This is a genomic window from Weizmannia agrestimuris (assembly GCF_943193165.1).
Lineage (GTDB): Bacteria > Bacillota > Bacilli > Bacillales > Bacillaceae_C > Weizmannia > Weizmannia faecalis.
The window spans coordinates 1-26,269 of the sequence record NZ_CALPDC010000035.1; the positions used below are offsets into that span (position 1 = coordinate 1).

The following is a 26,269-nucleotide window of genomic DNA, read 5'->3' on the forward strand; positions in this document are numbered from 1 at the left end:
TGGATTTTCATCCGTTCCAGAAATTGCAGAAATGGGAGGATGCCACTAAATTTTGTACTATTCTTTAAATTGAATTCGTATTTAATTCTTGAGACAGGAATGATATAATTCACCTTAAAGGTGCCCCCTTTCTTGGTTATTGTTTTTTTCTCAAAATCAATTATACCAAAGGATGGGGCACTTTTTTATTTTAAATTACTATTTTACTTTCGTAATCTGGGATTATTTAAACTCCCAAGAAGCTTTTAGCTTTAAAACACAACAAAATTTAAAAGTATTAAGTCACCAGGGATTAACCTTTACAGAAGCTGAAGTAAAAAAACTGGAAAAAACACCCGGGGTTTTATACATAGATAAAACTCCATTCATGGAAGATGTCGAAACGCTAATTGATCGGAAAATGATTACACCTTCCATTAACAATTGGATCTTTAATGAAAACTCTGCTTATAAAACTTATAATAATAAAATTATTATTCCGGATGTAAAATACGTTCTTCTCAATAAAGACGACTGGAAAAATATTGAGGCTCCAAAGAAATATAAAGATCTTGATGGCAAAGCATTCATTTATAATCCAGTTAACAAGAAAAACACAAACGAGGATAAAATCTTAGTTGGAAATACATTGACTTTAGTCAGATTGTATAAAACGCCAACCGGAATGAAAACCAGTCAAAAAAAGTTAAAAATTCTAGATGTTATTCATAAACCATTTAAATATAGAGTCAGCCCTTCTGTAGAAATAAAAAAAGATGACTTTATTATTTTGATGGACACTCAAACCGCAGTAAAATCCGGTTTGTTCCATGGGTTTAATGAACTTGAGATTTACACGAAAAAAGATATCTCTCATAAAGAAAAAATGAATCTTGATAAACAAGTAAAATCCTTATCGTCAACATTTCCTGGCAGCTTAGTGCAGAATACTTCTCAATTAATAAAAGACGATAATAAAATTTATAATTATCTCAAGGTGCTTGGCATGCTTTTGTTTTTTGTCTCTCTTATCCTCACTGCGATTTCCGTCACGATCATGATCTTTAGCAAATATCAAACTCAGAAGAGACAGTGGGGCATTTACTTATCTCTTGGGATGAGTAAAAGAAACATCATGCAACTCGTTTTTAGCGAAATATTCATTTATGTTTTTGTCTCTATGATTTTAAGTATGTTAATTTGTTGTATTGGATTGATAATGTTACCGCGTCAGTATCCCCTTGTTTTCTATTTTAAATATTTTCTGTTGTCTATTTTAATTGAAATCAGTTTTCTCATTATCGGGGGCTATATAATAAATCGTTCCTTACAACGTCAATCAATTGCTTCTTTCCTTAGAAGGGATGAGTAACACGCCTTGGACATAAATAAAGAAGCGAAAAGCTATCGTGATATGATGCAATAGCTTTTCGCTTCTCTTTCTTTTTTCTAATTCATTCGCAATATGAATAGAACGCGTGTATAATCGAAATTTTTGCCAGTTTTTTAAGAACAATACTTCTTGCAGCCGGCTCCTCGGATAGCATAACCTGCCCGTAATAAAGCCCTTAGCTTATTCCGGCCAGAACATTTGCCTGTCGGATACGGGCAAGGCGGCGGGACTTTCTGTTCACATATTCCTTCTGTATTGCCCGCCAATTTGGTAGAGGGTGTTGGTGATTTGGCCGAGACTTGCGACTTTGACGGTTTCCATAAGCTCGGCGAAAATATTGCCTCCTGAAACCGCGGTTTGCTTTAATTTTTCCAGTGCGGCTTCCGCTTCTGCTTTGTGGCGGGCCTGGAAATCACGCAAATTTTTGATCTGCAAATCTTTTTCTTCCTTTGTTGCGCGTGCAAGCTGCATATTGTTCAGTTCGTCCTCGTTTTTCGGGTTTGGATTCAGGAAGGTGTTGACGCCGATAATCGGGAGGGCGCCGGAATGCTTTCTGACCTCATATTCCATCGACTCTTCCTGAATTTTTCCCCTCTGATACTGGGTTTCCATTGCGCCGAGCACCCCGCCGCGGTCATTGATACGTTCAAATTCCTCCAAAACGGCGGCTTCGACAAGGTCTGTCAGTTCTTCAATGATAAAAGAACCTTGCAGCGGATTTTCATTTTTCGACAATCCATGCTCTTTTGTAATAATCAGCTGGATCGCCATCGCACGGCGCACCGATTCCTCAGTCGGTGTCGTAATCGCTTCATCATAAGCATTGGTATGGAGCGAATTGCAATGATCCTGAAGGGCCATCAGCGCCTGCAGCGTCGTGCGGATATCATTAAAATCAATCTCCTGTGCATGCAGCGACCGGCCGGATGTCTGAACATGGTACTTCAGCTTCTGGCTCCGCTCATTTGCCCCGTATAAATCGCGCATCACAACCGCCCAGATTCTTCTTGCAACCCGCCCGATCACCGTATATTCCGGATCAAGCCCGTTCGAGAAAAAGAATGAGAGGTTCGGGGCAAAGTCATCCACCTTCATGCCCCTTCCTAAATAATACTCCACATAGGTGAAACCGTTTGCAAGTGTGAACGCAAGCTGTGAAATTGGATTGGCACCTGCTTCTGCGATATGGTATCCGGAAATCGAGACCGAATAATAATTGCGCACTTTATGGTCAATAAAATACTGTTGGATATCACCCATCATCCGGAGTGCAAATTCAGTTGAGAAAATGCATGTATTCTGGCCCTGGTCTTCTTTTAAAATATCCGCCTGCACGGTGCCCCTGACCGTCTGCAACGTTTTTTCGCGCACCTCCGTAAATTCCTCGACGGTTAAAACGCGCCCGAGCTCCGCTTCTTTCTTTTTCACCTGCTGGTCAATCGCCGTATTCATGAACATTGCCAGAATGACCGGCGCCGGGCCGTTAATCGTCATGGAAACAGAAGTCGAAGGCGCACAAAGGTCGAACCCTGCATACAGTTTTTTCATATCATCGAGCGTGCACACACTTACCCCTGACTCGCCGACTTTTCCGTAAATATCCGGGCGTTCGTCCGGATCTTCGCCGTACAGCGTTACCGAGTCAAAAGCCGTGCTCAGCCGTTTTGCCGGATCATCTTTTGATAAATAATGGAAGCGTCGGTTTGTCCGTTCCGGTGTCCCTTCCCCCGCAAACTGCCGCTTCGGATCTTCTTCCTGTCGCTTAAACGGGAAAACGCCGGCCGTAAAAGGAAATGCCCCTGGCACATTTTCTTTATACAACCATTTTAAAATCTCGCCCTTGTCTTCCCAATCCGGCAGCGCCACTTTCGGGATCGGGAGCCCGGACAAGCTTGTTGTTCTGATCCTCGTTGTGATCTCTTTATTGCGGATTTTGACAGTGACCGTCTCCCCGCTGTATTTTTGCTTTACATCCGGCCAGCTTCTCAAAAGGGTTTTCGATTCTTCTGTCAGCCCTTTTTCCGCTTCCGCACGAAGCGCTTCAAGCGATGCGATCACATCCTCTGCTGCCCCGGACTCCTTTGCAGCCGTAATGGCGCCTTCCAGTTGAAACATTCTCCGTGCGAGCATTGCCTGCGCTTCCGCCTTTTTATGGTACCGGCGGACGGTTTCTGCAATTTCCCGCAAGTAATGGCTGCGGCTTGCCGGGATGATGGTATGCCGGTTGCCCGCTTCCTGTTTTTTTGAAAAAGACGAGCGAAAAGCCGTACCGCTCTTTTCATTGATTTTTTCCATCAGGGCACCATATAAGGCGTTTGTCCCCGGATCATGAAACTGGCTGGCAATCGTACCGTATACCGGCATCTCATCCAGGCTTTGGTCAAACAGCAGATGGCTCCGCTGGTACTGCTTTTGCACCTGCTTTTTCGCATCCTCTGAACCTTTCCGCTCGAATTTGTTGATCGCAATGAGGTCCGCGTAATCGATCATATCAATTTTTTCAAGCTGGGAAGGCGCTCCGAATTCGCTCGTCATCACATACATGGCAACATCGGAAACATTCGTAATTTCGGCGTCCCCCTGGCCGATCCCGCTTGTTTCGATCAAAATCAAATCAAAGCCGGCAGCCTTTACAATCCGGATGGCGTCATGGATGGCAAGGGAAAGTTCGGAACGGGATGCCCTCGTAGCCATGCTCCGCAAAAAAACGTTCGGATGGAAAATCGCGTTCATCCGGATCCGGTCGCCAAGCAATGCGCCCCCCGTTTTTTGCTTCGTCGGGTCGACCGAAAGAACGGCAATTTTACTTTCCGGATGGTCGTGCAAAAAACGGCGGATCAGTTCATCTGTCAAGGAACTCTTTCCCGCTCCCCCGGTACCGGTTATGCCCACGACCGGCGCTTTCTTCACGGCCGGAATGGCAGATTCAAGGGCAGCGAGCGCTTCCTGATGGTTCAAATGGTTCTCGGCATAAGAAATCAGCCTGGCAACAGAACCGATCCGCCCTTCGTTTAAGCGCTCCACCTCTTTTACAAAATCCGCTTCCGTCACCGTCGGGTGGTCGCACTCCCGGAGCATGATATTGATCATCCCCTGAAGGCCGAGCTTTCTGCCGTCCTCCGGTGAAAAAATCCGCGCGATCCCGTAGTCATGCAGTTCTTTCATCTCACGCGGGATGATGACGCCTCCACCCCCGCCGTAAATACGGATTCCAGAGGCGCCATTTTCCTGGAGCAAATCATACATATACTTAAAAAACTCGAGATGCCCTCCCTGGTAAGAAGAAACGGCAATGCCCTGGACGTCTTCCTGAATCGCCGCCTGGACAATTTCGCGTGCTGAGCGGTTGTGACCGAGATGAATGACTTCCGCACCGCTTGCCTGCAAAATCCTCCGCATAATGTTGATTGAAGCATCGTGACCGTCAAACAAACTGGACGCTGTGACAAAACGGACCGCATGTTTCGGGCGGTAAATTTCTGTATCAGCCATCATATCCTCCTTGTCTTCATCAGGATTAAGTTAAAACGCATAAATGAACCCCGGGATGGAAAAATTTATGCCATCATATCCCTTGTCTCAAGGCCGGAAAACAGCAAATGGGTTTGCAGACGGATATAATCCTCAATTGTAAACTTCTTTTTAAATGCCCAGCGGCGGAAAGCCCACATTTCACCCTGAACAAAAATATTGTGGGCGAGCATCTCCATCTCTTTTTCATCCAGATCAAGTTCGCCGTTTTCCGCGCATTTTCTGATCATTTTTTCAAATATGCTGACCATTTCCATTTCCTTTTTCAATACATATGGCAGTGCTTCTTTTGTCAGTGACTTTGCTTCCTGGTACATGACAAGCACTTCATCTTGCAGTTCGTCAACAATCCGGAAATAATGGGCAATCGCGAGTTTCAAACTTTCAAGCGTCCCCTGACCGGCATCAATGCGAATCAGCCTGTCGCGCACTTCATCATAAATCCGGTCGCACACCAAATAAAGGACATCCTCTTTTGCCCGGATATATTCATAAAGCGTCCCGATGCTAAAGCCGGATTTCTTGGCAATTTCCCTTGTTGTCGTCCGGTGGAACCCCTTTTCCTTAAAAAGCGCGACGGCGGCATTGATCATTTGGTTTCTGCGCTTTTCAATCAGCCTTTCATCCCTGACCGATGCCGGCACAAACTTTTTTTGGCTCACAAACGGCCTCCCCTCTCCGTCAGTCCTTTGTCAGCATTCTTGAAATAACAAGCCGCTGGATTTCCTGCGTCCCTTCGTAAATTTGCGTAATTTTGGCGTCGCGCATGAACCGCTCAACCGGATAATCTTTTGTATAGCCGTAGCCGCCAAAAATCTGTACGGCTTCCGTTGTGACTTTCATCGCCGTATCGCCGGCAAACAGTTTGGACATGGCGGATTCTTTTCCGTACGGCAGCCCGTTTGATTCAAGCCAGGCCGCCTGGTACGTTAACAGCCTTGCCGCTTCGACTGCAGTGGCCATATCGGCAAGTTTGAAAGACACGCCCTGGTTCGCTGCGATCGGTTTGCCGAACTGTTTCCGCTCTTTCGCATAAGCTACAGCCGCATCCAGTGCGCCTTGGGCAATGCCGACTGCCTGGGCCGCAATGCCGTTACGCCCGCCGTCCAGCGTCATCATCGCGATTTTAAAGCCCTGTCCTTCTTCCCCGAGCCGGTTTTCTGCTGGGACCATGACATTGTCAAAAATGATTTCCGTTGTGGTGGAAGCCCGGATGCCCATTTTCTTTTCTTTTTTGCCGGTTGAAAACCCGGGAAAATCTTTTTCAATGATAAACGCGCTTGTACCATGGTGTTTGCTTTTCGGATCGGTGAGGGCAAACACAATGTAAATATCCGCCACGCCGCCGTTTGTAATAAAAATTTTGGAGCCGTTTAAAACATAGTGGTCGCCTTCACGCCTGGCCGTTGTCACCATCGCGCCTGCATCGGAACCCGACCCCGGCTCCGTCAAGCCGTACGCACCGATTTTTTCCCCGCGGGCAAGCGGAACGAGGTATTTTTGTTTTTGTTCTTCTGTGCCGAATTTAAACAGCGGCCAGCTGGCAAGGGAAGTATGTGCCGAAAGGGTCACGCCGGTTGAGGCACACACACGCGACAGCTCTTCCACCGCAATGCAGTATGCCAGAAAATCACTCCCGATCCCGCCGTACTGCTCTGGCCACGGAATCCCGGTCAGGCCGAGCGCCGCCATCTGGTCAAAGATGCCACGGTCAAACCGTTCGTTCTCATCGCGTTCCGCTGCTGTCGGTGCCACTTCCTTCACGGCAAAATCGCGTACCATTTTCCGGATCATTTCATGTTCTTCACTTAAACGAAAGTCCATTTTTCTGCCTCCAATATTGTATAATCCAAGACAACTTATAGCCTTTTCTCCCGTAATAACTGATTGCTGATCACGATTCTTTGAATTTCACTTGTTCCTTCATAAATTTGCGTAATTTTCGCATCACGCATGAACCGCTCAACCGGATAATCTTCCGTGTACCCGTATCCACCGAAAATTTGCACGGCTTCAATCGCTGTATCAACAGCTGTTTGCGAAGCGAGCAGTTTGGCCATCGCCGCTTCTTTTTTACAGTCGAGACCGTTGCTCCGCAAAAAGGCTGCCCGGTAGAGAAGTAGTTTGCTGGCCTCAATGTTTGTTGCCATGTCGGCAAGTTTAAAACCGGTTCCCTCAAATGCATGGATTGGTTTTCCGAACTGGCGCCGTTTTTTTGCGTATTGAAGCGCCCGTTCATATGCGCCTTCCGCAATTCCGAGGGCCTGGGCCGCAATCCCGATCCGGCCGGCATCCAGCACCGCCATCGCGATCTTAAATCCTTCCCCTTCTTCCCCAAGCCGGTTCTCAGCCGGAACCTGCAGATTTTCAAAGTGAAGTTGGACGGTTTTTGACCCGTGAAGCCCCATTTTTTTCTCGTCCTTGCCGACCCGGAAACCCGGCATGGTCTTTTCAACAATGAAAGCGGTTATGTTTCCGTCTTCCGTGCGGGCAAATACAATATACGTATCCGCCTCGCCGCCGTTTGTAATGAACATTTTTGAACCATTGAGCACATAATGCCCGCCCTGTTTTACCGCTTTTGTTTTTAAATTCTTCGCATCCGACCCCGCCTCGGCTTCCGTCAGGCAAAAAGCCCCCAGGTATTCCCCGCTTGCAAGCTTTGGCAAATATTTTTGTTTTTGCGCTTCACTTCCGAAATATAAAATCGGCGCGGTCCCGACGGATGAATGGACGGAAAGGATGACGCCAATGGTCGCGCTGGCTTTGGAAATTTCATGAACAGCTATAACGTATGCAGTAAAATCCAGCCCCGCACCGCCGTATGTTTCCGGAATGGTGATGCCCATCAGACCGAGGGTTGCCATTTTTCCAAGTATTTCACGCGGGAACATGCCGCGCTCCATGTCGCCCGTAGCCGGCAAAATTTCTTTTTCTGCAAAATCCCGTACGGTTTTTCTTAACAAAAGCTGTTCTTCCGTAAACTGAAAATCCATGATCAGGTCCCCTTTTTTGGGTGGTCATACACGTTGAAGTTTTATTGCACTTCAATCATGACGGCATCGCCCTGGCCGCCACCGGAGCAGATGGCTGCAATTCCGGTCCCGCCGCCGCGCCGTTTCAGCTCGTATGCAAGGGTTAAAATAATGCGCGTACCGCTTGCGCCGATCGGATGGCCTAACGCAACCGCGCCGCCGTTTACATTCACCTTTTCCAAATCGAGCTGTGCGATTTTGCTGCTGGCAAGCGCCACTGCGGCAAATGCTTCATTGATTTCAAACAAATCAATGTCATCGAGCTTTTTTCCTGTTTTTTTCAAAATTTCGTTGATCACAAGCCCTGGTGTCTGCGGAAAATGCTGCGCTTCCACCGCCACTTCTGCATGAGCCACAATCTTTGCAAGCGTTTTCAATCCTGCTTTTGCAGCCCGTTCAGCGCTCATTAAGACGAGTGCTGCTGCCCCGTCATTCACGCCTGGTGCATTGCCGGCCGTGATGGTCCCGTCTTTGTCAAAAGCAGGCGGCAGCTGGGACAGTTTTTCAAGCGTCGTATCCGCGCGCGGCGGCTCATCCTGTTCAACAAGCAGTGCAGGACCTTTTCTTTGCGGGATTTCTACTGGAACAATTTCTTCGGCAAACTTACCGGAATGGATGGCTTCCAATGCTTTCTGGTGGCTTCTTAATGCCCAGCGGTCCTGAAAATCACGTGTCAGCCCAAACGCTTCTGCCGTACGGTTTCCGTATGTGCCCATATGGACGCCGGAAAATGCGCAGATGAGTCCGTCATGGGTCATCATGTCTTTCAGCTGGACATCGCCCATTTTCAATCCCCATCTTGCCTTAGGCAGGAAGTAAGGGGCGTTTGACATCGACTCCATCCCGCCGGCTACAATAACTTCCCCGTCTCCCGCGCGGATGATCTGGTCCGCCATGGTCACGCTCCTCATGCCGGAAGCACACACTTTGTTCACCGTTTCCGTTTTAACTTCCCACGGAATGCCAGCGTGCCTTGCCGCCTGCCGGGATGGGAGTTGCCCCTGGCCGCCCTGCAGGACATTCCCCATAATCACTTCATCTACTTCCCCGTTTTCAACGCCTGCTTTTTCCAATGCATGCCGGATCGCAATCCCGCCTAACGCGGACGCCGGAAGTGCAGCCAGTTTTCCCCCGAATTTCCCAAATGGCGTACGCGCCCCATCGATGATCACCGTGTTCAACCAACTTCTCCCCTTTTACAATGGATTTATGATAAGCGCCGGCCATTTGCGCGAACGCTAATCATCGTTCATTCATCGTTCCTTTGCCATTCGTTGCCAAACAGCAGTGAGCCTTGTCATGTTTTTGGTATGGGTAAAGAATGCCTCTAAATCGCGTAAATACGCAATCCCCTTTCTTTGACTTGCTCTTTTGCCATCCCTGCCAAATTTGCAGCGAACCTCCCGATGCTTTTAGGATGGATGAGAAAAGCGCCTCCCAATCGAGCGAACGCTCAATCATCATTCATGGCCCTTTGCCATAGAGTGAGCCTTGTCATGTTTTTGGTATGAGTAAAGAACGCCTCTGAATCGCGTAAATGCGCGATCACCGTTCATTCACTTATTCTTTTTCCATGTAATTCCAAATTTGCAGCGAACCTCCCGATGCTTTTAGGATGGGTAAAAAGTGCCTCCCAATCGAGCGAACGCTCAATCATCGTTTATTCATGGCCCTTTTGCCATTCGCTACTAAAAACAGCAGTAAAGCCTTGTTATACTGCGTGATTTATTTAAAAGCGCCAAAAAACGTATGAACGCTTATATCTCCAAACCACTATCATTCTGTGTGATCTGCCGCAAAAAAGCGGCGGAGAACCTACCCAAACTTTTACATATCCCGTTCCCCGCCGTTTTTGCGCAGATGATTTGCCGGTTTAAAATCTACCAAGATCTGCTTTTCCTGCCGAGCATCCCGTTTTGCGGCGGCATCACCCGCTTAAGAAACTGCAGCAGTCTGCCCCGGCGCCCCGCAGACCGAACGTTCCAGAATTTCGGCGACATCCAGGGTTTTTACAGTGTCTTCCACTTCTTTCGCTTTTGTACCGTCAGACAGCATTGTCAGGCAGTACGGGCATTCCGTGCTGATGACTGTCGGATTCACAGCAAGCGCCTGTTCGGTCCGCGCCACATTAATCCGGTGCCCGGTATCTTCTTCCGTCCACATTAATCCGCCGCCGGCCCCGCAGCACATCGCTGTTTCACGGTTCCGCTCCATTTCCACAAGCTTTACGCCCGGGATCATTTTCAAAATGTCACGCGGCTGGTTATAAATATCATTGTACCTGCCGAGGTAGCAGGAATCATGGAAGGTAACCGTTTCATTGACTTCGTATTTCGGCTTTAAGCGCCCTTCTTTCAACAGCTCGTAAAGTACTTCGGTATGATGGTACACTTCCCCTTCAAAGCCAAAATCTTTATATTCTTTCTTAAATGTATTGTATGCATGCGGATCAATCGTCACGATTTTTTTCACGCCGTTCTTTGTAAACTCGGCGATGTTCTGGCCGGCCAGTTCCTGGAATAAAAACTCATTGCCAAGCCTGCGTGCCGTGTCTCCGGAGTTTTTCTCCTTGTTGCCGAGAATGGCGAATTTCACGCCCGCTTCATTCAGCAGTTTCGCAAACGACTGCGCGATTTTCTGGCTGCGGCTGTCGTAAGACCCCATTGATCCGACCCAGAATAAATATTCGAATTCCTCATCTGCTTTCTTCATTTCTTTGACCGTCTTGACCTCGATATCTTCGCGCCCTTCACGCCACGTTTCGCGCTCTTTCCGGTTCAGCCCCCAAGGATTGCCCTGGCGTTCGATATTTTGAATCGCCCGCTGTGCATCCGGCTTCATTTTTCCTTCCGTCAAAACGAGATAGCGCCGCAAATCGATGATCTTATCGACATGTTCGTTCATAACCGGGCACTGGTCTTCGCAATTCCGGCAAGTCGTGCATGCCCAGATCTCTTCTTCTGTTATGACATCGCCGATCAGGCTCGGATTATAATCGAGTGCTGCAGCTGCCTCTTCCGCCCCGCGACTTGCACTTTCCCGGGCGAGCCGGTTTCCTGTCGTGTTGGCAAAAGCAAATGCCGGAACCCACGGTGCTTTAGACGTAACGGCCGCGCCGTAGTTGGTCAAATGGTCCCTTAATTTAATGATCAAGTCCATCGGTGAAAGCATTTTCCCTGTTCCGGTTGCCGGGCACATATTCGTGCAGCGGCCGCATTCCACACAGGCGTAAAGATCGACAAGCTGAAGCTGCGTGAAGTCCTCTATTTTGCCGACGCCGAAACTTTCCTGCGATTCGTCTTCAAAATCGATCGGCCGTAATTTCCCGGTATCCCCGAGCCGGTTTAGATACACATTCGCAGGCCCTGCAATCAAGTGGGCATGCTTTGACTGCGGAATATAGACAAGAAAAGTAAGCAGCAGCAACAGATGGATCCACCATGCCACGTAAAACACAACGGCCGCTGCAGTTGGCCCGATCCAATGAAAGGCCGCTGCAATCCCGGCTGCCACCGGTTCCGTCCATGACGGCTCCTCAAAGTGCCAAATGATTTCCATGCCGCCCCCGACCAGGACAGAAACCATTAGCCCGCCGATAAAGATGAGCACAAGCCCCGCTTTAAAATCGCGTTTTAAGCGGACGAGCTTCTCAATGTAGCGGCGGTAAAACGCCCAGCCGACCGCAAATAAAATGACGAGCGTGACGATTTCCTGAAAGAAAGTAAATCCGGGGTAAAGCGGCCCGAGCGGCAAGTGTGAACCCGGCGCAAGCCCCTTCCATATGAAATCGATCGCGCCGAACTGGACGAGAATAAACCCGTAAAACATCATCACATGGATGGCGCCGCTCTTTTTATCCTTAAGCAGTTTTTTCTGTCCGAAAACGTATACCCATATTTTTTTGAGCCGCGCCTTGACATTGTTGTCGAATTCCTGTTTTTTCCCCAATTTGATATACTGGATCCTTGTCCTTACCAAATACACAAAAAGGCCGATTCCGTAAGCGGTTACAGACAGGAACAACAGCCAGTTCAACCATAATAAGATGTGCATTTTTCTCCCGACGCTCCCTTCATTCATTTATGCTCGCACAAAAAAGCAGGTAATTTTCCGAATCTTGCTTACCTATATTATATAATGAATGAGCATTCAGTCAATCTTTTTTCTTTATTTTTTTGAATTTCTTTGTGCTTGTTTCCGCTTTTGTAAATAGAATCGGCCGCATTTGGGGAAGAATAAAGACATGGACTCGGCCACGGAAAAAATCGATTGAAGCGGGGAAAAAAGATATGATTTTGCTCTTATTCCTTTCTGCCGTCATAGTACTCATCATCTGGCTTTTCACCGATTACACGCTTGGAAAAAGGCATTTCCGCAAAACTCGCAAACAGCGCCAATATCCCGTACGGCACGGAGATTTTACTGTTTTTACATGCGGAGAAAATCTGTTTCCCCACTACTTTTCCGATATCCTGCATGCCAAAAAAAGCATATACGTCCTGTTTTATATTGTAAAAAATGATGAAATCAGCCGTGAATTTTTCAGCCTGCTCGCAAAAAAAGCGCGCGAAGGGAAAGAAGTAAAAGTATTGCTCGATTGGGCGGGCAGCCGGAAGGTCACAAAACAGATGATTGCCCAGCTGAAAAACGCTGGCGCCTCGTTTGCCTTCAGCAACCGGCCGAAGTTCCCTTTTTTCTTTTACACGCTCCAGCAGCGGAACCACCGGAAAATAACCGTCATTGACGGGGAGACAGGCTATCTTGGCGGTTTCAATGTGGGGAAGGATTATATCAATGGCAACAAGTCGCTGTCTCCTTGGCGGGATTACCATTTCCGCTTAACCGGCGGAAGTATCCGCGACTTGCAGGAGGAATTTATCAGGAACTGGGAAACGGCTACAGGAGAAAATATGCCATTTGAAACACATCTCTCTCCCCATGAGGAGAAAAGCGGATGCCGCCACCGGATCATCCCGACTGCGGGCGATGAGCTTGAGCACCTGGTTTGCAGCCTGATTGATGAAGCCCGTGAATCGATTTTTATCGGTTCCCCGTACTTTATCCCGACTCCGGCCATCCACAAAAAACTGGTGCAGGCTTTGGCACGGGGCGTAAAAGTCACAGTGCTCACCCCCGATAAGGCGGACCATCCGCTTGTCAAAGAGGCCGCAAGCCGCTATTTCCGGCAGCTGCTTGAAAATGGCGCAGACATTTATTTGTTCAAGCCCGGATTTTATCACGCGAAAATTATGATCATTGACCGGACCGTCTGCGATATCGGAACGGCTAATTTTGACCGGCGCAGTGTCCGTTTAAACTTTGAAGTCAACTGTCTTGTATACGACAATGCGTTTATCCAAAAAATGTGTGCGATTGTAAAAGAAGATATGCGCCACGCTGTCCCGCTTACAGCAGACGACCTGAACCGCCCCGGATTGGCAACAAGGCTGGCTGAATGGGGTGTGAGGGCAATTGAAAGATTTTTGTGATAAAAGACCGGCTCTGGGTCAGTCGACGCGATCAAAAAAAATTGCCCCCTGAAAACTGGGGCACTGCCAGGCACAATAGGTGGTTAACAGCTAAACCAACGTTTTGGCCGTCCTTGAATAACATCTTGCAGGGCTGTATCACATGCCCTTTTAAAAGCTGTCACGGAACCTCAGGCACGTAACTGCACGTCATCTTGCTATTTGCATTCCATTTTGCTTTCCTTAAACCCAATAAACCATTGCGCATCAAAAAAAGCCGCCCCTAAACCCATAAATGGATGGGGACGGCTTTTTTCTTTACATTTTTTCCGGTGCGGAAACGCCGATTAGCTGGAGCGCATTTTTCAGCGTTATTTGCACGGCCTTCACGAGGGCAAGGCGCGCTTTGGTGGCGTCCGCATGCGCCGGTTCAATCACTTTCACAGCATTGTAAAAGCTGTGGAAGTTGGCCGCAAGTTCGTTAATATAATTGGTAATGCGGTGCGGGATCCGCTTTTCGGCCGCTTCCGCAATCACCTGCGGGAATTCTCCAAGTTTTTTCAGCACATCCGTTTCCTTTTCAGACCGGATCACGGAAAAATCGGCATCTGTATCCGGCGCAAACCCTTTTTCTTCCGCCTGGCGCAAAATGCTGCAAATACGAGCATGGGCATATTGCGCATAGTAAACCGGGTTTTCATTGGACTCTGAAACGGCAAGATCAAGGTCAAAATCCAAATGCGTATCCGAACTTCTCATCGCAAAGAAATACCGAGTTGCATCGAGCCCGACTTCGTCAATGAGTTCACGCATCGTGACCGCTTTTCCCGTCCGCTTGCTCATTTTCATTTTTTCGCCGTTTTTATACAAGTGAACGAGCTGGATGATCTCCACTTCAAGATTATCGCTGTTATAACCGAGCGCTTCCATGGCCGCTTTCATCCGCGGAATATAGCCGTGGTGGTCGGCGCCCCAAATATTGATCAACGTATCGAATCCGCGGTCAAATTTGTCTTTATGGTAAGCTATATCCGGGGTCAAGTACGTGTAAGTCCCATCATTTTTGATGAGCACGCGGTCTTTGTCGTCGCCGAAAGCCGTCGAGCGGAACCACGTTGCCCCGTCCTTTTCATAAATATGGCCTTTTTCGCGCATCAGCTTCAGCATTTCGTCGATTTTCCCGCTCTTGTAAAGAGACGTTTCCGAATACCAGACATCAAAACGAACGCGGAAATCTTCAAGGTCTTTTTTCAGTTTGGCCATCTCGTAATCAAGGCCGTACTGGCGGAAAAATTCGTAACGCGTTTTTTCATCCGTGTCCACAAATTTCCGGCCGTATTCATCGGCAAGTTTCTTTCCAAGGTCAATAATATCCTGCCCGTAATAGCCATCTGCCGGCATTTCCTTTTCAATTCCGAGCGCCTGGAAGTAGCGCGCTTCGACTGACAGTGCCAAATTGTGGATCTGGTTGCCGGCATCGTTGATATAGTATTCACGGGTCACCTCATACCCTGCTTTTTCTAAAATATTGCACAGTGAATCCCCAACAGCGGCACCGCGCGCATGTCCGAGGTGGAGATCGCCGGTCGGGTTCGCCGATACGAATTCGACCTGGATTTTTTTACCTCCGCCGGCATCTGAACGGCCATAATCGGCGCCATCGTGAAGAATAGAAGGGATCAGCCGGGTCAAATACGTATTGTCCAAATAAAAATTGATAAAGCCGGGGCCTGCAATTTCCACTTTTTCAATCGAAGTTTTCGATTTGTCGATATGTTCGACAATCGCTTCCGCAATCTGGCGCGGTGCTTTTTTTGCCGCGCGCGCAAGCTGCATGGCAATGTTTGCGGCATAATCGCCGTGTGCTTTTTCTTTTGGCTTTTCCAGCACAATAGCCGGAATATCCGCTTCCGCAACCAAGCCGGTTTTCATCACCGCTTCTTTGATTTCCGTTTTCAGCGTTTCCTGCATTTGTTCCGCAATGTTCATTTTGCTGCTTGTACCTCCTCATAATGGATCTTCATTTTATATGTACCGACCGAATCCCCATGCATATAAAGCCTATATCCGAGGGAAAGCTGCCCGGAAAGCGAGCCTGTACGCGTGTGCACAATCTCATCTGCCGCCGCTTCAATCGGGAATTGGCCATAGCCGTTTTCGTAAGTCCCCGGGCGCCTGGAGCCTTCACGCAAATCAAGCCGCATGGAGACCGCACCGCTTCTCATTACAAGCGCCCTTCCGCTTGCCACTTTGACAACCGTATGAATTTTGCCGGCTTCCTGCATTTCCTCGTACTTTAAATAGGCCGAACCGCCTTTTTCGTAATAATGGCCGAACAAAACCAGTTCGATTTTTTCCGCTTCTTCCTGGAAAATCTCCGTGGTCATATGTATTTTTACAGGGCAAGAAACGGTTTCCCCCGCCATTTTCCCACATCCTTTATTTCATCCATTATAACCTTTCCGGCGGAAAAATAATATGGTAACTCTCCTCATTTTATCATATATAATGGAGCTGCTATCCCGCAAGCTTAACTTTAAAAACCCGGCACCCGCCCCCGCAGCCGGTGCCGGGTTTTCCGTTACTTCACCCAGCCGAGCATCATTTCGCGCACGAGCTTGCTAGCCGTATTGGCTGTTTGCTCGGAATGATCATATACAGGTGCCACTTCAACAAGGTCACAACCAATGACATTCACGCCGGAACGGGCAATTGCATGAATCGATGCCAGCAGTTCTTTTGAGGTGATCCCGCCGGCATCAACCGTCCCTGTCCCCGGCGCAAAAGCCGGATCGAGCACATCAATATCGACCGTCACATACACATGGCGGCCGGAAAGCGCCGGCAACACTTTTTTGAGCGGCTCAAGCACTTCAAACTTTGCGATATGCATGCCGTTTCTTTCCGCCCATTCAAATTCCTCTTTTAAGCCGGACCGGATACCGAATGAATACACATTCGCGGGCCCGATCAACTCCGCCGTTTTCCGGATCGGCGTAGCATGCGAAAGCGGCTCACCTTCATAATCCGTGCGCAAATCGGTATGGGCGTCAAAATGAATGGCAGCAAGATCCGGGTATTTTTTGTAAACGGCGCGGATTACCGGCCATGTCACCAAATGCTCGCCGCCAAGGCCGAACGGAAATTTCCCGTCGTCAAGCAATGTCCCGACATAATCCTCAATCATATCGAGGCTTTTTTGCGGATTGCCGAACGGCAGCGGCATATCGCCGGCATCAAAATAGCTGATTTCAGCAAGTTCCCGGTCAAGATACGGGCTGTATTCTTCAAGCCCGATAGAAACTTCCCGGATGCGCCCCGGACCGAATCTTGAACCCGGGCGGTAGCTGACGGTCCAGTCCATCGGCATGCCGTAAAGCACCACCCGGCTTTTTTCATAATCAGGGCTTGCCCCGATAAAAACATGGCCTGAATAAGCTTCATCAAATCTCATCTTTTTCTCCTCTTTTCACAATTTCGGACACATGGAAAAAGTATAGTGAAATTCCGAAAAAAAGCAAGAATCTTTTTACAGCGGGCCACCCTTCCCATAATCCTTTTTTCGGTTCCGGTGTTTAAAATTTCCTCTCTTACTAAATACTAAGGAAATAAGGAGAAAAAGAGGTGCGGATGATGGAGACACAGACAACACCAAAGATCCGGAAAGCCAAATGGGGCCTGCGCCTGATGCTGTTTGCCCTGATTACTTTCGCCATCCTGCTGTCCGTCTTAACGGCAGCTGTCTATCTGTATGCAAAAATTCTCGGTCCGCCGCCGCTGTCCGTGCCGCAATCAACGCTGTATTATGCACAAAACGGCAAACAAATCGGCGAGTCGAACAGCGGCCAGCAAAGATACTGGGTGCCGCTTGACGGCATCTCCGAAAACGCTATTGACGCGACCATTTCAATCGAAGACCGCAACTTTTACCATCACCACGGTTTTGATTACCGGCGCATGGCCGGGGCGGTCGCTGCCGATATGAAAGCAATGGGAAAGGTGCAGGGTGCAAGCACCATTACCCAGCAATACGCCCGCAACTTGTTTTTAACGCTCGATAAAACATGGGAAAGAAAATTAAAGGAAGCGTTCTACACGATCCGGCTCGAGTCCAGCTACAGTAAAGACCGGATTCTGGAAGGCTATTTAAATACGATCAATTACGGACATGGAAAATACGGGATTGAAGCCGCAAGCCGGTACTATTTCGGAAAAAGCGCCAAACAGCTGACGCTTGCCGAAGCCGCCATGCTTGCCGGGATTCCGAACGGCCCAGGAGTCTACTCCCCTGTTATTTCGCCGGAAAAAGCGAAAAAACGGCAGCTTGCTGTTTTGCAATCGATGGTGAAAAACGGCTATATTACAAAAAAACAAGCAACAGCGGCCGCCAATGAAACGATAAAAATCGTGCAAAAAGCGGATCCGGATACAAACCGGATTGCCCCTTATTTCCAGGACCTTGTAAAAAAGCAGCTGAAAACAAAACTCGGGTTTGATGACCGGACGATCGCGCTCGGGGGATTAAAAGTGTATACCACCCTTGATGTAAAGCAACAAGAAATTGCCGAAGAAACCGTGAAGGAAATCATTCCGGCATCTTCACACATCCAGATCGGTTTTGCGGCAATCAACCCGAAAAACGGCTTTGTGACGGCACTCACCGGGGGGCGTGACTATGCGGAAAGTTCCTTTAACCGCGCCACACAGGCAACGCGCCAGCCCGGTTCCACCATGAAGCCGCTCCTTTATTATGCTGCATTGAACCACGGATTCACGCCGGCAACGATGCTCAAAAGCGAACCGACCGTTTTCCGGCCGGGCGGATCTTCATACAGGCCGCATAATTTCAACAGCCAGTATGCCAATAGGGACATTACGATGATGCAGGCGCTCGCCGTTTCAGATAATATTTACGCCGTGAAAACCCATTTGCTGCTCGGGCAAGATGTGCTTGTCCAAACCGCAAAACAATTCGGCCTTACAACCCCGATGGAAAAAGTGCCGTCACTTGCGCTCGGCACATCCGGCGTGCACCTGCTCGATATGGTGAACGCCTACAGCCTGCTTGCAAACGGCGGCACTCAAAACGGGCCTGTTTTCATCACAAAAGTGGAAGATTATAAAGGCCGCGTCCTGTATGCATACGACAAACACGAGAAAGAACGGGTGTTGGACAAAGCGGCGGCGTTTGTCACCTCGCAAATGATGACCGGCATGTTTGACAAGCGCCTGAACGGCTATGCCCGTGTCACCGGCGCCTCCATTGTCAAAAACCTCACCCGCCCGTACGCCGGCAAATCCGGCTCCACCAACACGGACAGCTGGATGATCGGGTTTTCGCCCCAGCTTGTATCAGGCGTTTGGGTCGGATACGACAACGGGCAGGAAATCACGTTGGCCGCCGATAAAATGTACGCCAAAAAAATATGGGCCCGGTTTATGGAAAAGGCGCTTGACGGGCGCCCTGTAACGGAATTTAAGCCGCCCAAAGGCGTAACCGGTGTTGAAATCGATCCTGCCACCGGGAAAATCGCAACCGCTAACTGCCCGGTGGCAAGGCTGACATACTTTATATCCGGTACCGAACCGGCCGAGCCCTGCAGCAAACATCCCGCTGCAGGAGAAAATGAGTTGTACCCGAAAAAGCACCGGAACTGGCTTGAAAAACTGTTCCCGTTTTTTTAAAACAGCAAACAGAAAGGCCTGGCCGCTGTGCGGTCAGGCCTTTCCTGCTCCTTCAATGCATCGTGAAATTTCGGCCGGTTCCTTACGCAAAAATAAATGCGCAGGGTCAGGCCTTTAATGCTTCTTTCAATTCATCGCTGGATAAGTTCCACATCTCGCTGCTGTGGCCTTTTAAAAAGTCTGCCAGCACCTTCTTGGACCGGTCATCCATATGGTCTACAATGATATGGCCCTTCATCGACTTGTCGAGGCGGTTGACATGCTCCGGCAGCGATTTGTAGCCGCGACGTTTTTCCTTGTTGACCACCATTTCGCAGGCTGTCACCCCGTGATAATAAGGGCCGTTTTCACCGCGTTCAATTGTCACCCACACAAGCCAGTACGGTTTTGCCCCCTCTTCCGGGACTTCCGAACGGTCGGGGGAAAATCTCACCCGCTTTTCCACGGCGCTCCTTGCATGCATCGCCCCAATATCGACAACCGCCGTACCTTCATTGACATCAATGATCACCGGCGAGACATTTTCAAGGTTTAGCGCCCCGGTGCCAAAACTTTTATGGCCGTCGGTCGGCGCATTTTTAATAATATTAAATTCCGCTTTTTTCTTTTTTTCAGCCATCTTGCACATCCCCTTTCTCTCAATGGCAGTCTATCCGAATACGGAAACAATCGACTGGAATCCCTTCATAATCGACGGGACCGCACTGTTAATCAGCGGCGAGATCGTATACCGGCCAAGCGGCGTGATAAGCAGGACCAGAAATACAACGATGCTGTACTGCTCGTACTGCATCAGTTTTGCCCGTACCCCCGGCGAAACCAAATCTTCTATGATCCGGTACCCGTCCAGCGGCGGAAGCGGAATTAAATTGAAAATAAACAATACGAGATTCAGCCAGACAAAATAATTGAAAAAGGAAAGGACAAACCATGGCAGGCCTGCGCCAAGCCCGGTTGCCACGAGCACATAAAAAATGATTTCCCCGATAAACGCCATCAAAAAATTGCTGGCAGGGCCCGCAAAGGATACCGTCACCCCTGCCAGGCGCGGATTTTTGAAATGGTAGCGGTTTACCGGGACAGGGCGCGCCCAGCCGAAGCCGGCGACAAAAATAAGCAGCGCGCCGAGCGGGTCAATATGCTGCGCCGGGTTCAATGTCAGCCGCCCCTCGCGTTTAGCAGTCGGGTCGCCGCACAGATAAGCCGTATAAGCATGGGAAAATTCATGGACGGTAAAAGCAATGATCAACACCGCCGCGACAATCGGGATATCCCTCAACGGATATGCCAAAAACTGTTGTAATTGTTCCACGTACCGGTCTCCTTTAAAAACAATATATTGACTATAGTATACAAAATTTTCATTCGGTATTCACTTGTTTTAAAAGTGCCACTTGCAGGCGGGCAAAAAAGACTTTACAATTTTTATGAAATCATCTAAAAGGAGATGCACCCGCATGCCATATGTAACCGTCAAAATGCTGGAAGGCCGTACAGACGAACAAAAGAAAGCGCTGGTCGAAAAAGTAACGGCCGCGGTCAGCGAAACCGTAGGCGCCCCAAAAGAAAACATTACCGTGTTCATTGAAGAAATGTCAAAAAACCATTATGCCATAGGCGGCGTCCGCAAAAGCGACGAATAGGGGCGGAAAAATCGCTATGCCTGCTGGACAGGGCTAGCGATTTTTTTCAATTTTTCTATGTAATCGTACGCCTCGTTGATTTCTTCCTCCGTATAACGCTGCTTCGCCTTTAATGTAAAGATTTTCTCCTTTACTTCCTCTTTCGGAAGCATATCAAAATACATGACGGTTGAAACAAGCTCAAGGAAGCGTGCATTTTGCCCATTCATTTCTGCCAGGCACGCATCCAGCCCCGACAGATCCGGTTCGTACATTTCCAGAAATTCCCGGCCCTCGTCTGTCACCGTATACCGATATTGGACATATCCGCCTTTTTTCTCTTTTACTTCGTTTACAAACCCGAGGTTGGTCAGCTCCTCTACTTTGAGCGTCAACTCTTCAGAATACGGGCCGTAAAAGTGGAACTCAAATTTTTCCTGGAAAGGGAAGGATAATTTTTTCGCAATATAAATCATTTTTTGCAGCTTTTTACGCCCGACAATTTCTCCGCTTATGGCAAGCGCACCCATAATTTTTACATGATCTTCTAACACAAACCATTCACTCCTGACTAAATTTCCGAACTCCGGGGCAATTTCAGCAAAGCGGCAATTTCCCTTTTCTTTTCCCCGTGTGTCGTTTCGTCTTCGATCAAATCAAGCGGAAAATACAATTTATGATCCGTCCTTCTTTTCCCCGAAATCGCGTCCACAATATCCGATTCCCTTGATAATTCTTTCAGGTCACCGTTTCGCATCAGCAAATTGATCGGCAGCCGTTCCCCTTCCTCGCCCGGCCGGTAAAAATCGTACGGAAGATCTGAGGACGAATCAATGACTAAATAATAGTTCGGGTCGATCCCGGCTTCTGCAAAAAGCTTTTCAAGCCGGCTGTGCACCTTAAATTCTTTTGCCGGGTCAAACTCAATGTATTTAAACAGATTCCGGTTTACAAAGCGGGCGCAAAGGTCCCGCAAAACCGGGTCATCTTCCTCCTGCCAAACCTCAATATAATACAGCATGACGTGCTCATCCAGTTTTAAATAATCACGCAGGCTGAGTCTATCTTCAAAAAGCGACTGGAAATGGCTGGGCCCGTGCTTGAACGGGTAACGGGCATCGTACAACGTTTTTGCGCGGTGCAAAATTTTTGTTAAAATCACTTCTGCGCTTCTTGTCACCGGGTGAAAATACACTTGCCAGTACATTTGGTAACGACTTAAAATATAATCCTCGACCGCATGCATGCCGCTGTATTTAAAAACGGCCTGGTCTTCATGCGGGCGCATAACGCGGAGCAGCCTTTCAATGTCAAAATGGCCATAGCTGACCCCTGTATAATACGCATCGCGCAACAAATAATCCATCCGGTCCGCATCAAGCTGGCTTGAAATCAGGCTGACCACCAATTTGTTTTCTGAAGTTTTCGCAATCACTTCCGCCACTTTTTTCGGGAAATTTCTACCGACCCGCCGCAATACTTCATTGACTTCCGTCTCCCCGAGGATGATTTGCCTTGTAAACTCCTCATGGTCCATGCCAAACACTTTTTCAAACGAATGGGAAAACGGGCCGTGGCCAAGATCGTGCAAAAGCGCAGCGCAAAGCGACAGCAGCCTGTCCTTTCCGTTCCAGTTCACCCGGTCTTTAAAAACATCATCTGTAATTCTCCTGACAATTTCATAGACGCCAAGTGAGTGGCTGAAACGGCTGTGTTCCGCCCCGTGGAAAGTCAGGTAAGTCGTGCCGAGCTGCCGGATCCGGCGCAATCGCTGGAACTCTTTTGTTCCGATCAAGTCCCAGATCACCCGGTCACGCACATGGACATAGCGGTGGACAGGGTCTTTAAACACTTTTTCCTCACTGAGCTTAAGTTTGGCGTATTCCATGCTTTACCCTCTTCCTGATGTCGTAATTCTATTATACCGGGACAGGCCGGAGAAAAAAAGCTTGTAATATGCAGATAGGCAGCTTTTGAAATGTGGAGGTCGATTGACAAGTTTGGTTTTTCCGAAAAAAATCCCAATAAAAGGGCGCATCTGCGAAAATGCGGGATGCTGCCCTTTCTATCTGCTGCATCAGGTTGCAATGGCTGCATTTTTTAAAACCTTTGCATTTAAAGCCACCAGAATCCTTGCCTAGGCAATCTTAATGGGCTTTTTGGCTTCCCGTGTGTGCCCCCCAACTGTGTTGCTACAAGCAAAAATCCGTTTGTGCGCTAAAATTCTATTATTTTTTTACCATATTGGTATAAATTGCGTGTTTTTTGTCCATTCTCTTAGTACAAACAAAAAATTTACATTTTGGGGGTAATGAGAATGAAATCACGTCAAGATGCGTGGAGCGAAGAAGATGATTTGTTGCTGGCGGAAACAGTGCTCCGCCACGTGCGCGAAGGAAGCACACAGCTGAATGCTTTTGAGGAAGTCGGCGATAAACTGAACCGTACATCCGCCGCCTGCGGTTTCCGCTGGAATGCGGTTGTCCGCCATAACTACGAACAGGCGCTGCAGCTTGCAAAAAAACAGCGCAAGCAACGCCAACGCCTGCTTGGAAAAGACCAGGGCGGGAAAAAGAAACTGCTGTACCAGCCGCCGGTTCCAACACTCGAGGAAATTGGCGAAATACCGCTTGCTGAATTTCCGGAACAACCGGCTCCGGACGGGGAAGAAGCTGAAAACAGCAGCCCTCAAGTTTCCCAGGCGGCCGAAAACAGCGGGGAAATGAGCCTTGTCAAGGTCATCAGCTATCTGCAATACTTGAACAATACGCAATTCCAAAGCACGATTTTAAAAAGTGAGAATGCAAGATTGAAGCACGAAAACCAGGAATTGAAAAAGGAAACGGAAGAATTGAAAAAACGCGTCGAAGAGCTCGAAGAAGGTTCGGTTACCATGCAGGAAGACTACGAAACCTTGATGAAAATCATGAACCGCGCGAGAAAATACGTCCTTTTCGAAGAAGACGAAACCGGGGCAACCAAATTTAAAATGGACCGCAACGGCAATCTCGAAAAGCTGGCAGAATAAGTTTCGGGCGAGTAAACACAAACACCCATTGGGCGATGCATGCTCAATGGGTGTTTGGCGTGCAAGGCGGCAATCTCCCGGCTTTTGTTGCATGAAAGGATAATTGGGACGTTCCCTAGGTGCCTTTTGGCTTTTAAGATGTTCTAAAGGACAGTTTGTTTGATTCACAGGCGCTTTTTGGCTTTTTGAGATGTTCTAAAAGACAGTTTGGACGCTGTCAAGGTGTCTTTTGGCTTTTTGAGACGCTCTAAAGGACAATTGGCACGTTCCCCAAGCACCTTTTGTCTTTTTGAAACGTTCTAAAGGACAGTTTGGATGATTTCCAGGTGCATTTTGGCTTTTTGAGATGCTCTAAAAGACAGTTTGGACGCTACCAAGGTGTCTTTTGGCTTTTTGAGATGTTCTAAAAGACAATTTGAACGCTGCCTAGGTTTCTTTTGGCTTTTTGGAACGTTCTAAAGGACAGTTTGGATGATTTCCAGGTGCATTTCGTCTTTTTGAGATGCTCTAAAAGACAATTTGGACGCTGCCTAGGTGTCTTTTGGCTTTTTGAAACGCTCTAAAGGACAATTGGCACGTTTCCCCAGCATCTTTTGTCTTTTTGAAACGCTCCTAAAAGGAAAGTTTGGTCGCCGCCCAAGTGTCTTTTTGGAGCCACGTCTTAAAAATGTCTTTCATTCGTTTTATGAAAGACAAAACACAATCGCCTCAACCCCAAAATGTCCTTCATTCGTCCGATGAAAGACAAAAAATGATTGCCACCGCTTTAAAATGTCCTTCATCTTGTACATGAAAGACAATTGCCAACCAGCCGCGCTTCAAAATGTCTTTCATCCACTTTATGAAGGACAAAACAGAGACCATCTCCGACCCCAAATGTCTTTCATCCGCTCCATGAAGGACAAAACAAACTCGCCATAACCCTAAAATGTCCTTCATTCACCCGATGAAGGACAAATCAAAGACATTACAGACCCCAAATGTCTTTCATCTGCCCCATGAATGACAAAACAAACTCACCATAACCCTAAAATGTCCTTCATTCACCCAATGAAGGACAAATCAAAGACATCACAGAGCCCAAATGTCTTTCATCTGCCCCATGAAGGACAAAATAAAGTCGCCACAACCCCAAATTGTCCTTCATGCGCCAGATGAAAGACAAAAACAGGCTACCATCACTTTAAAATGTCCTTCATCCACTTCATGAAGGACAAATCAAAGTCATTACCGGCTCCAAATGTCTTTCATCCACTCCATGAAAGACAAATCACAATCATCACGACCCCAAATTGTCCTTCATCTCGCACATGAAAGACAGCAGGCAACCGGCCACGTTTCAAAAATGTCTTTCCTCAGATCAGCAGGTGGCCCTTGATCGTTCATTCTTCACAAAAACCGTGCGTTTCTTTCCAGCATGCGTTCATAATATTTGCCGTACCATTCCGTTTCCTGTTCCGAAAGCGGACGGGACACAAGCCGGCCCCCCAACGTCTTCAGCGTTTGCAAAAGCCGCATGAACACATCCTGAACCGTGAGTGTTTCCTGTAAAAGCTCCGCCAAAGAAGCCATCACTTCAGGACGGACACATGGGTATTGCAACTTTGTCTCCGCACCCTGTTTTGCCCGCTCATAAAAATCCCGAACGAGTTCTGCCCTGTCGGCGCCGCTTCCCGTCACACACAAATAAATCTGGACGGCCACCCCTCTCCTGACCCGCCGCTGGGAGATGCCGGCGAATTTTTTCCCGCCAATGCTCAAATCATAGCTCCCCGGGCAGTACGAGCCTGCTATTTCCCCTGCTTCAATCACAACGGGAAAATCCGAAAACATCATTTGGACCAGCTTCCACATCGCTTCGTAACCACGGTTGATATCCATTCCCTTTTCCGTATCCGGCACCACAAGCGAAATGTTCAGCACGCCTGTATCCAATACAACGGCAAGCCCGCCCGAATTACGGACAATATACCGGAACCCTCTATTTTTAAGAACAGCAAGCCCCTCCTCAAAAAAGGGCAATTTTGTATCCTGAATGCCAAGGCTGACGGTGTCGTGATGCACCCATGTCCGGACAACAGCCGGGGATGCATTTGCCCCGACAGCGGTGCACAATGTGTCGTCCATCGCAAATGACTGGGCCGCTTCAAACTGCGGGCCCAACCCGGACTGGTCCATCACCCGCCACTCGGGCTGCTTCAGCAATTGCAGCGCTTCTTCCATGTTGATCTTTCCCCCATTTATTTTACTACTATCATATCATGACGGATTGACTACCAAAAAGCTGCGGCCGAAATCCCTTTACAATGGGGCTGAACCCATAAAAACTGCCCGGCCGCACTCCAATTCCGGGTGCCATCAAATTCAGCCCAACCTCCTTTTCTCCCCAAAATCTTCCATTATAAAATGGCTCCGCCCAGCATGCCGTATAAACCAGAAAAAAGGTTTGGCATCATCCAAAAGCCAAACCAAAAAAGGCGAGCATTCTAAGCCCTGGTGTGCAAGCTGGAAAAGAAGAGCCTCGGCCA

Annotated in this window: 19 protein-coding genes; 5 read left to right on the forward strand and 14 right to left on the reverse strand. The window is 48.3% G+C overall.

The window, feature by feature from the left end:
- The first annotated feature begins 172 nt into the window (after positions 1 to 172).
- Positions 173 to 1,351 carry an FtsX-like permease family protein gene (locus tag NFR98_RS12070; RefSeq protein ID WP_251460195.1) on the forward strand — a complete coding sequence of 393 codons (1,179 nt, stop codon included), beginning with the start codon at positions 173 to 175 and terminating at the stop codon, positions 1,349 to 1,351.
- 258 nt (positions 1,352 to 1,609) lie between these two features.
- Here the strand turns inward: NFR98_RS12070 and icmF are convergent, their stop codons facing one another.
- The 6 genes from icmF to NFR98_RS12100 form a co-directional block, all read right to left on the reverse strand.
- Positions 1,610 to 4,864 (reverse strand): fused isobutyryl-CoA mutase/GTPase IcmF, encoded by a 3,255-nt coding sequence (gene icmF / locus NFR98_RS12075; RefSeq protein ID WP_251460196.1) that lies wholly within the window; start codon positions 4,862 to 4,864, stop codon positions 1,610 to 1,612.
- A gap of 65 nt (positions 4,865 to 4,929) precedes the next feature.
- Positions 4,930 to 5,565 (reverse strand): TetR/AcrR family transcriptional regulator, encoded by a 636-nt coding sequence (locus NFR98_RS12080; RefSeq protein ID WP_251460198.1) that lies wholly within the window; start codon positions 5,563 to 5,565, stop codon positions 4,930 to 4,932.
- Between the two features lie 19 nt (positions 5,566 to 5,584).
- Entirely contained in the window at positions 5,585 to 6,727 is a 1,143-nt protein-coding gene (locus NFR98_RS12085; protein ID WP_251460200.1) for an acyl-CoA dehydrogenase, read from the reverse strand.
- Between the two features lie 35 nt (positions 6,728 to 6,762).
- Positions 6,763 to 7,899, reverse strand: a complete 1,137-nt coding sequence (locus NFR98_RS12090; protein ID WP_251460202.1) for an acyl-CoA dehydrogenase — start codon at positions 7,897 to 7,899, stop codon at positions 6,763 to 6,765.
- A 41-nt stretch (positions 7,900 to 7,940) separates the two neighbouring features.
- On the reverse strand, positions 7,941 to 9,119 hold the full coding sequence (locus NFR98_RS12095) for an acetyl-CoA C-acetyltransferase (protein ID WP_251460205.1): 1,179 nt from the start codon (positions 9,117 to 9,119) through the stop codon (positions 7,941 to 7,943).
- A gap of 754 nt (positions 9,120 to 9,873) precedes the next feature.
- Entirely contained in the window at positions 9,874 to 11,991 is a 2,118-nt protein-coding gene (locus NFR98_RS12100; protein WP_251460207.1) for a (Fe-S)-binding protein, read from the reverse strand.
- 236 nt (positions 11,992 to 12,227) lie between these two features.
- Here NFR98_RS12100 and cls point away from each other — a divergent pair, with 236 nt between their 5' ends.
- On the forward strand, positions 12,228 to 13,427 hold the full coding sequence (cls, locus tag NFR98_RS12105; protein WP_017550329.1) for a cardiolipin synthase: 1,200 nt from the start codon (positions 12,228 to 12,230) through the stop codon (positions 13,425 to 13,427).
- 297 nt (positions 13,428 to 13,724) lie between these two features.
- On the opposite strand, the gene argS is transcribed toward cls, so the two are convergent.
- From argS to speB, 3 genes are all read right to left on the reverse strand, one after another.
- Complete coding sequence (gene argS, locus NFR98_RS12110; RefSeq protein ID WP_017550330.1) at positions 13,725 to 15,395, reverse strand: arginine--tRNA ligase; 1,671 nt, start codon at positions 15,393 to 15,395, stop codon at positions 13,725 to 13,727.
- Positions 15,392 to 15,832 (reverse strand): YwiB family protein, encoded by a 441-nt coding sequence (locus NFR98_RS12115; RefSeq protein ID WP_017550331.1) that lies wholly within the window; start codon positions 15,830 to 15,832, stop codon positions 15,392 to 15,394. The genes argS and NFR98_RS12115 overlap by 4 nt, the downstream gene beginning before the upstream one ends.
- Before the next feature lie 155 nt (positions 15,833 to 15,987).
- Positions 15,988 to 16,860, reverse strand: a complete 873-nt coding sequence (speB, locus tag NFR98_RS12120) for an agmatinase (RefSeq protein WP_251460209.1) — start codon at positions 16,858 to 16,860, stop codon at positions 15,988 to 15,990.
- A gap of 179 nt (positions 16,861 to 17,039) precedes the next feature.
- On the opposite strand from speB, the gene NFR98_RS12125 reads away from it, so the two are divergent.
- On the forward strand, positions 17,040 to 19,091 hold the full coding sequence (locus NFR98_RS12125) for a transglycosylase domain-containing protein (RefSeq protein ID WP_035183221.1): 2,052 nt from the start codon (positions 17,040 to 17,042) through the stop codon (positions 19,089 to 19,091).
- Positions 19,092 to 19,197: 106 nt separating this feature from the next.
- Here the strand turns inward: NFR98_RS12125 and NFR98_RS12130 are convergent, their stop codons facing one another.
- Both NFR98_RS12130 and NFR98_RS12135 read right to left on the reverse strand, forming a co-directional pair.
- Positions 19,198 to 19,710, reverse strand: coding sequence for a YwhD family protein (locus tag NFR98_RS12130; protein ID WP_035183194.1), 513 nt, complete (start codon positions 19,708 to 19,710; stop codon positions 19,198 to 19,200).
- A gap of 30 nt (positions 19,711 to 19,740) precedes the next feature.
- A complete protein-coding gene (locus NFR98_RS12135; RefSeq protein ID WP_017550335.1) occupies positions 19,741 to 20,403 on the reverse strand; it encodes a site-2 protease family protein in 663 nt (220 codons plus the stop codon).
- Between the two features lie 145 nt (positions 20,404 to 20,548).
- Here NFR98_RS12135 and thmT point away from each other — a divergent pair, with 145 nt between their 5' ends.
- Positions 20,549 to 20,734, forward strand: coding sequence for a 2-hydroxymuconate tautomerase (gene thmT / locus NFR98_RS12140; RefSeq protein WP_035190072.1), 186 nt, complete (start codon positions 20,549 to 20,551; stop codon positions 20,732 to 20,734).
- A gap of 14 nt (positions 20,735 to 20,748) precedes the next feature.
- On the opposite strand, the gene NFR98_RS12145 is transcribed toward thmT, so the two are convergent.
- Together NFR98_RS12145 and NFR98_RS12150 are read right to left on the reverse strand one after the other, a co-directional pair.
- On the reverse strand, positions 20,749 to 21,267 hold the full coding sequence (locus tag NFR98_RS12145) for a YwgA family protein (RefSeq protein ID WP_035190074.1): 519 nt from the start codon (positions 21,265 to 21,267) through the stop codon (positions 20,749 to 20,751).
- A 17-nt stretch (positions 21,268 to 21,284) separates the two neighbouring features.
- Positions 21,285 to 22,601 carry an HD domain-containing protein gene (locus NFR98_RS12150; RefSeq protein ID WP_017550337.1) on the reverse strand — a complete coding sequence of 439 codons (1,317 nt, stop codon included), beginning with the start codon at positions 22,599 to 22,601 and terminating at the stop codon, positions 21,285 to 21,287.
- A 429-nt stretch (positions 22,602 to 23,030) separates the two neighbouring features.
- Here NFR98_RS12150 and NFR98_RS12155 point away from each other — a divergent pair, with 429 nt between their 5' ends.
- Complete coding sequence (locus tag NFR98_RS12155) at positions 23,031 to 23,741, forward strand: RsfA family transcriptional regulator (protein WP_014096716.1); 711 nt, start codon at positions 23,031 to 23,033, stop codon at positions 23,739 to 23,741.
- A gap of 1,389 nt (positions 23,742 to 25,130) precedes the next feature.
- Here the strand turns inward: NFR98_RS12155 and lipL are convergent.
- Positions 25,131 to 25,964, reverse strand: a complete 834-nt coding sequence (lipL, locus tag NFR98_RS12160) for an octanoyl-[GcvH]:protein N-octanoyltransferase (RefSeq protein ID WP_035183189.1) — start codon at positions 25,962 to 25,964, stop codon at positions 25,131 to 25,133.
- Between the last annotated feature and the right edge of the window lie 305 nt (positions 25,965 to 26,269).

Excerpts from the sequence above, each read along its gene's own strand:
- NFR98_RS12070 (WP_251460195.1), top strand. The coding sequence starts at position 173 with ATGGGGCACTTTTTTATTTTAAATTACTATTTTACTTTCGTAATCTGG.
- icmF (WP_251460196.1), bottom strand. The coding sequence starts at position 4,864 with ATGGCTGATACAGAAATTTACCGCCCGAAACATGCGGTCCGTTTTGTC.
- NFR98_RS12085 (WP_251460200.1), bottom strand. The coding sequence starts at position 6,727 with ATGGACTTTCGTTTAAGTGAAGAACATGAAATGATCCGGAAAATGGTA.
- NFR98_RS12090 (WP_251460202.1), bottom strand. The coding sequence starts at position 7,899 with ATGGATTTTCAGTTTACGGAAGAACAGCTTTTGTTAAGAAAAACCGTA.
- NFR98_RS12100 (WP_251460207.1), bottom strand. The coding sequence starts at position 11,991 with ATGCACATCTTATTATGGTTGAACTGGCTGTTGTTCCTGTCTGTAACC.
- cls (WP_017550329.1), top strand. The coding sequence starts at position 12,228 with ATGATTTTGCTCTTATTCCTTTCTGCCGTCATAGTACTCATCATCTGG.
- argS (WP_017550330.1), bottom strand. The coding sequence starts at position 15,395 with ATGAACATTGCGGAACAAATGCAGGAAACGCTGAAAACGGAAATCAAA.
- NFR98_RS12115 (WP_017550331.1), bottom strand. The coding sequence starts at position 15,832 with ATGGCGGGGGAAACCGTTTCTTGCCCTGTAAAAATACATATGACCACG.
- speB (WP_251460209.1), bottom strand. The coding sequence starts at position 16,860 with ATGAGATTTGATGAAGCTTATTCAGGCCATGTTTTTATCGGGGCAAGC.
- NFR98_RS12125 (WP_035183221.1), top strand. The coding sequence starts at position 17,040 with ATGGAGACACAGACAACACCAAAGATCCGGAAAGCCAAATGGGGCCTG.
- NFR98_RS12130 (WP_035183194.1), bottom strand. The coding sequence starts at position 19,710 with ATGGCTGAAAAAAAGAAAAAAGCGGAATTTAATATTATTAAAAATGCG.
- thmT (WP_035190072.1), top strand. The coding sequence starts at position 20,549 with ATGCCATATGTAACCGTCAAAATGCTGGAAGGCCGTACAGACGAACAA.
- NFR98_RS12150 (WP_017550337.1), bottom strand. The coding sequence starts at position 22,601 with ATGGAATACGCCAAACTTAAGCTCAGTGAGGAAAAAGTGTTTAAAGAC.
- NFR98_RS12155 (WP_014096716.1), top strand. The coding sequence starts at position 23,031 with ATGAAATCACGTCAAGATGCGTGGAGCGAAGAAGATGATTTGTTGCTG.
- lipL (WP_035183189.1), bottom strand. The coding sequence starts at position 25,964 with ATGGAAGAAGCGCTGCAATTGCTGAAGCAGCCCGAGTGGCGGGTGATG.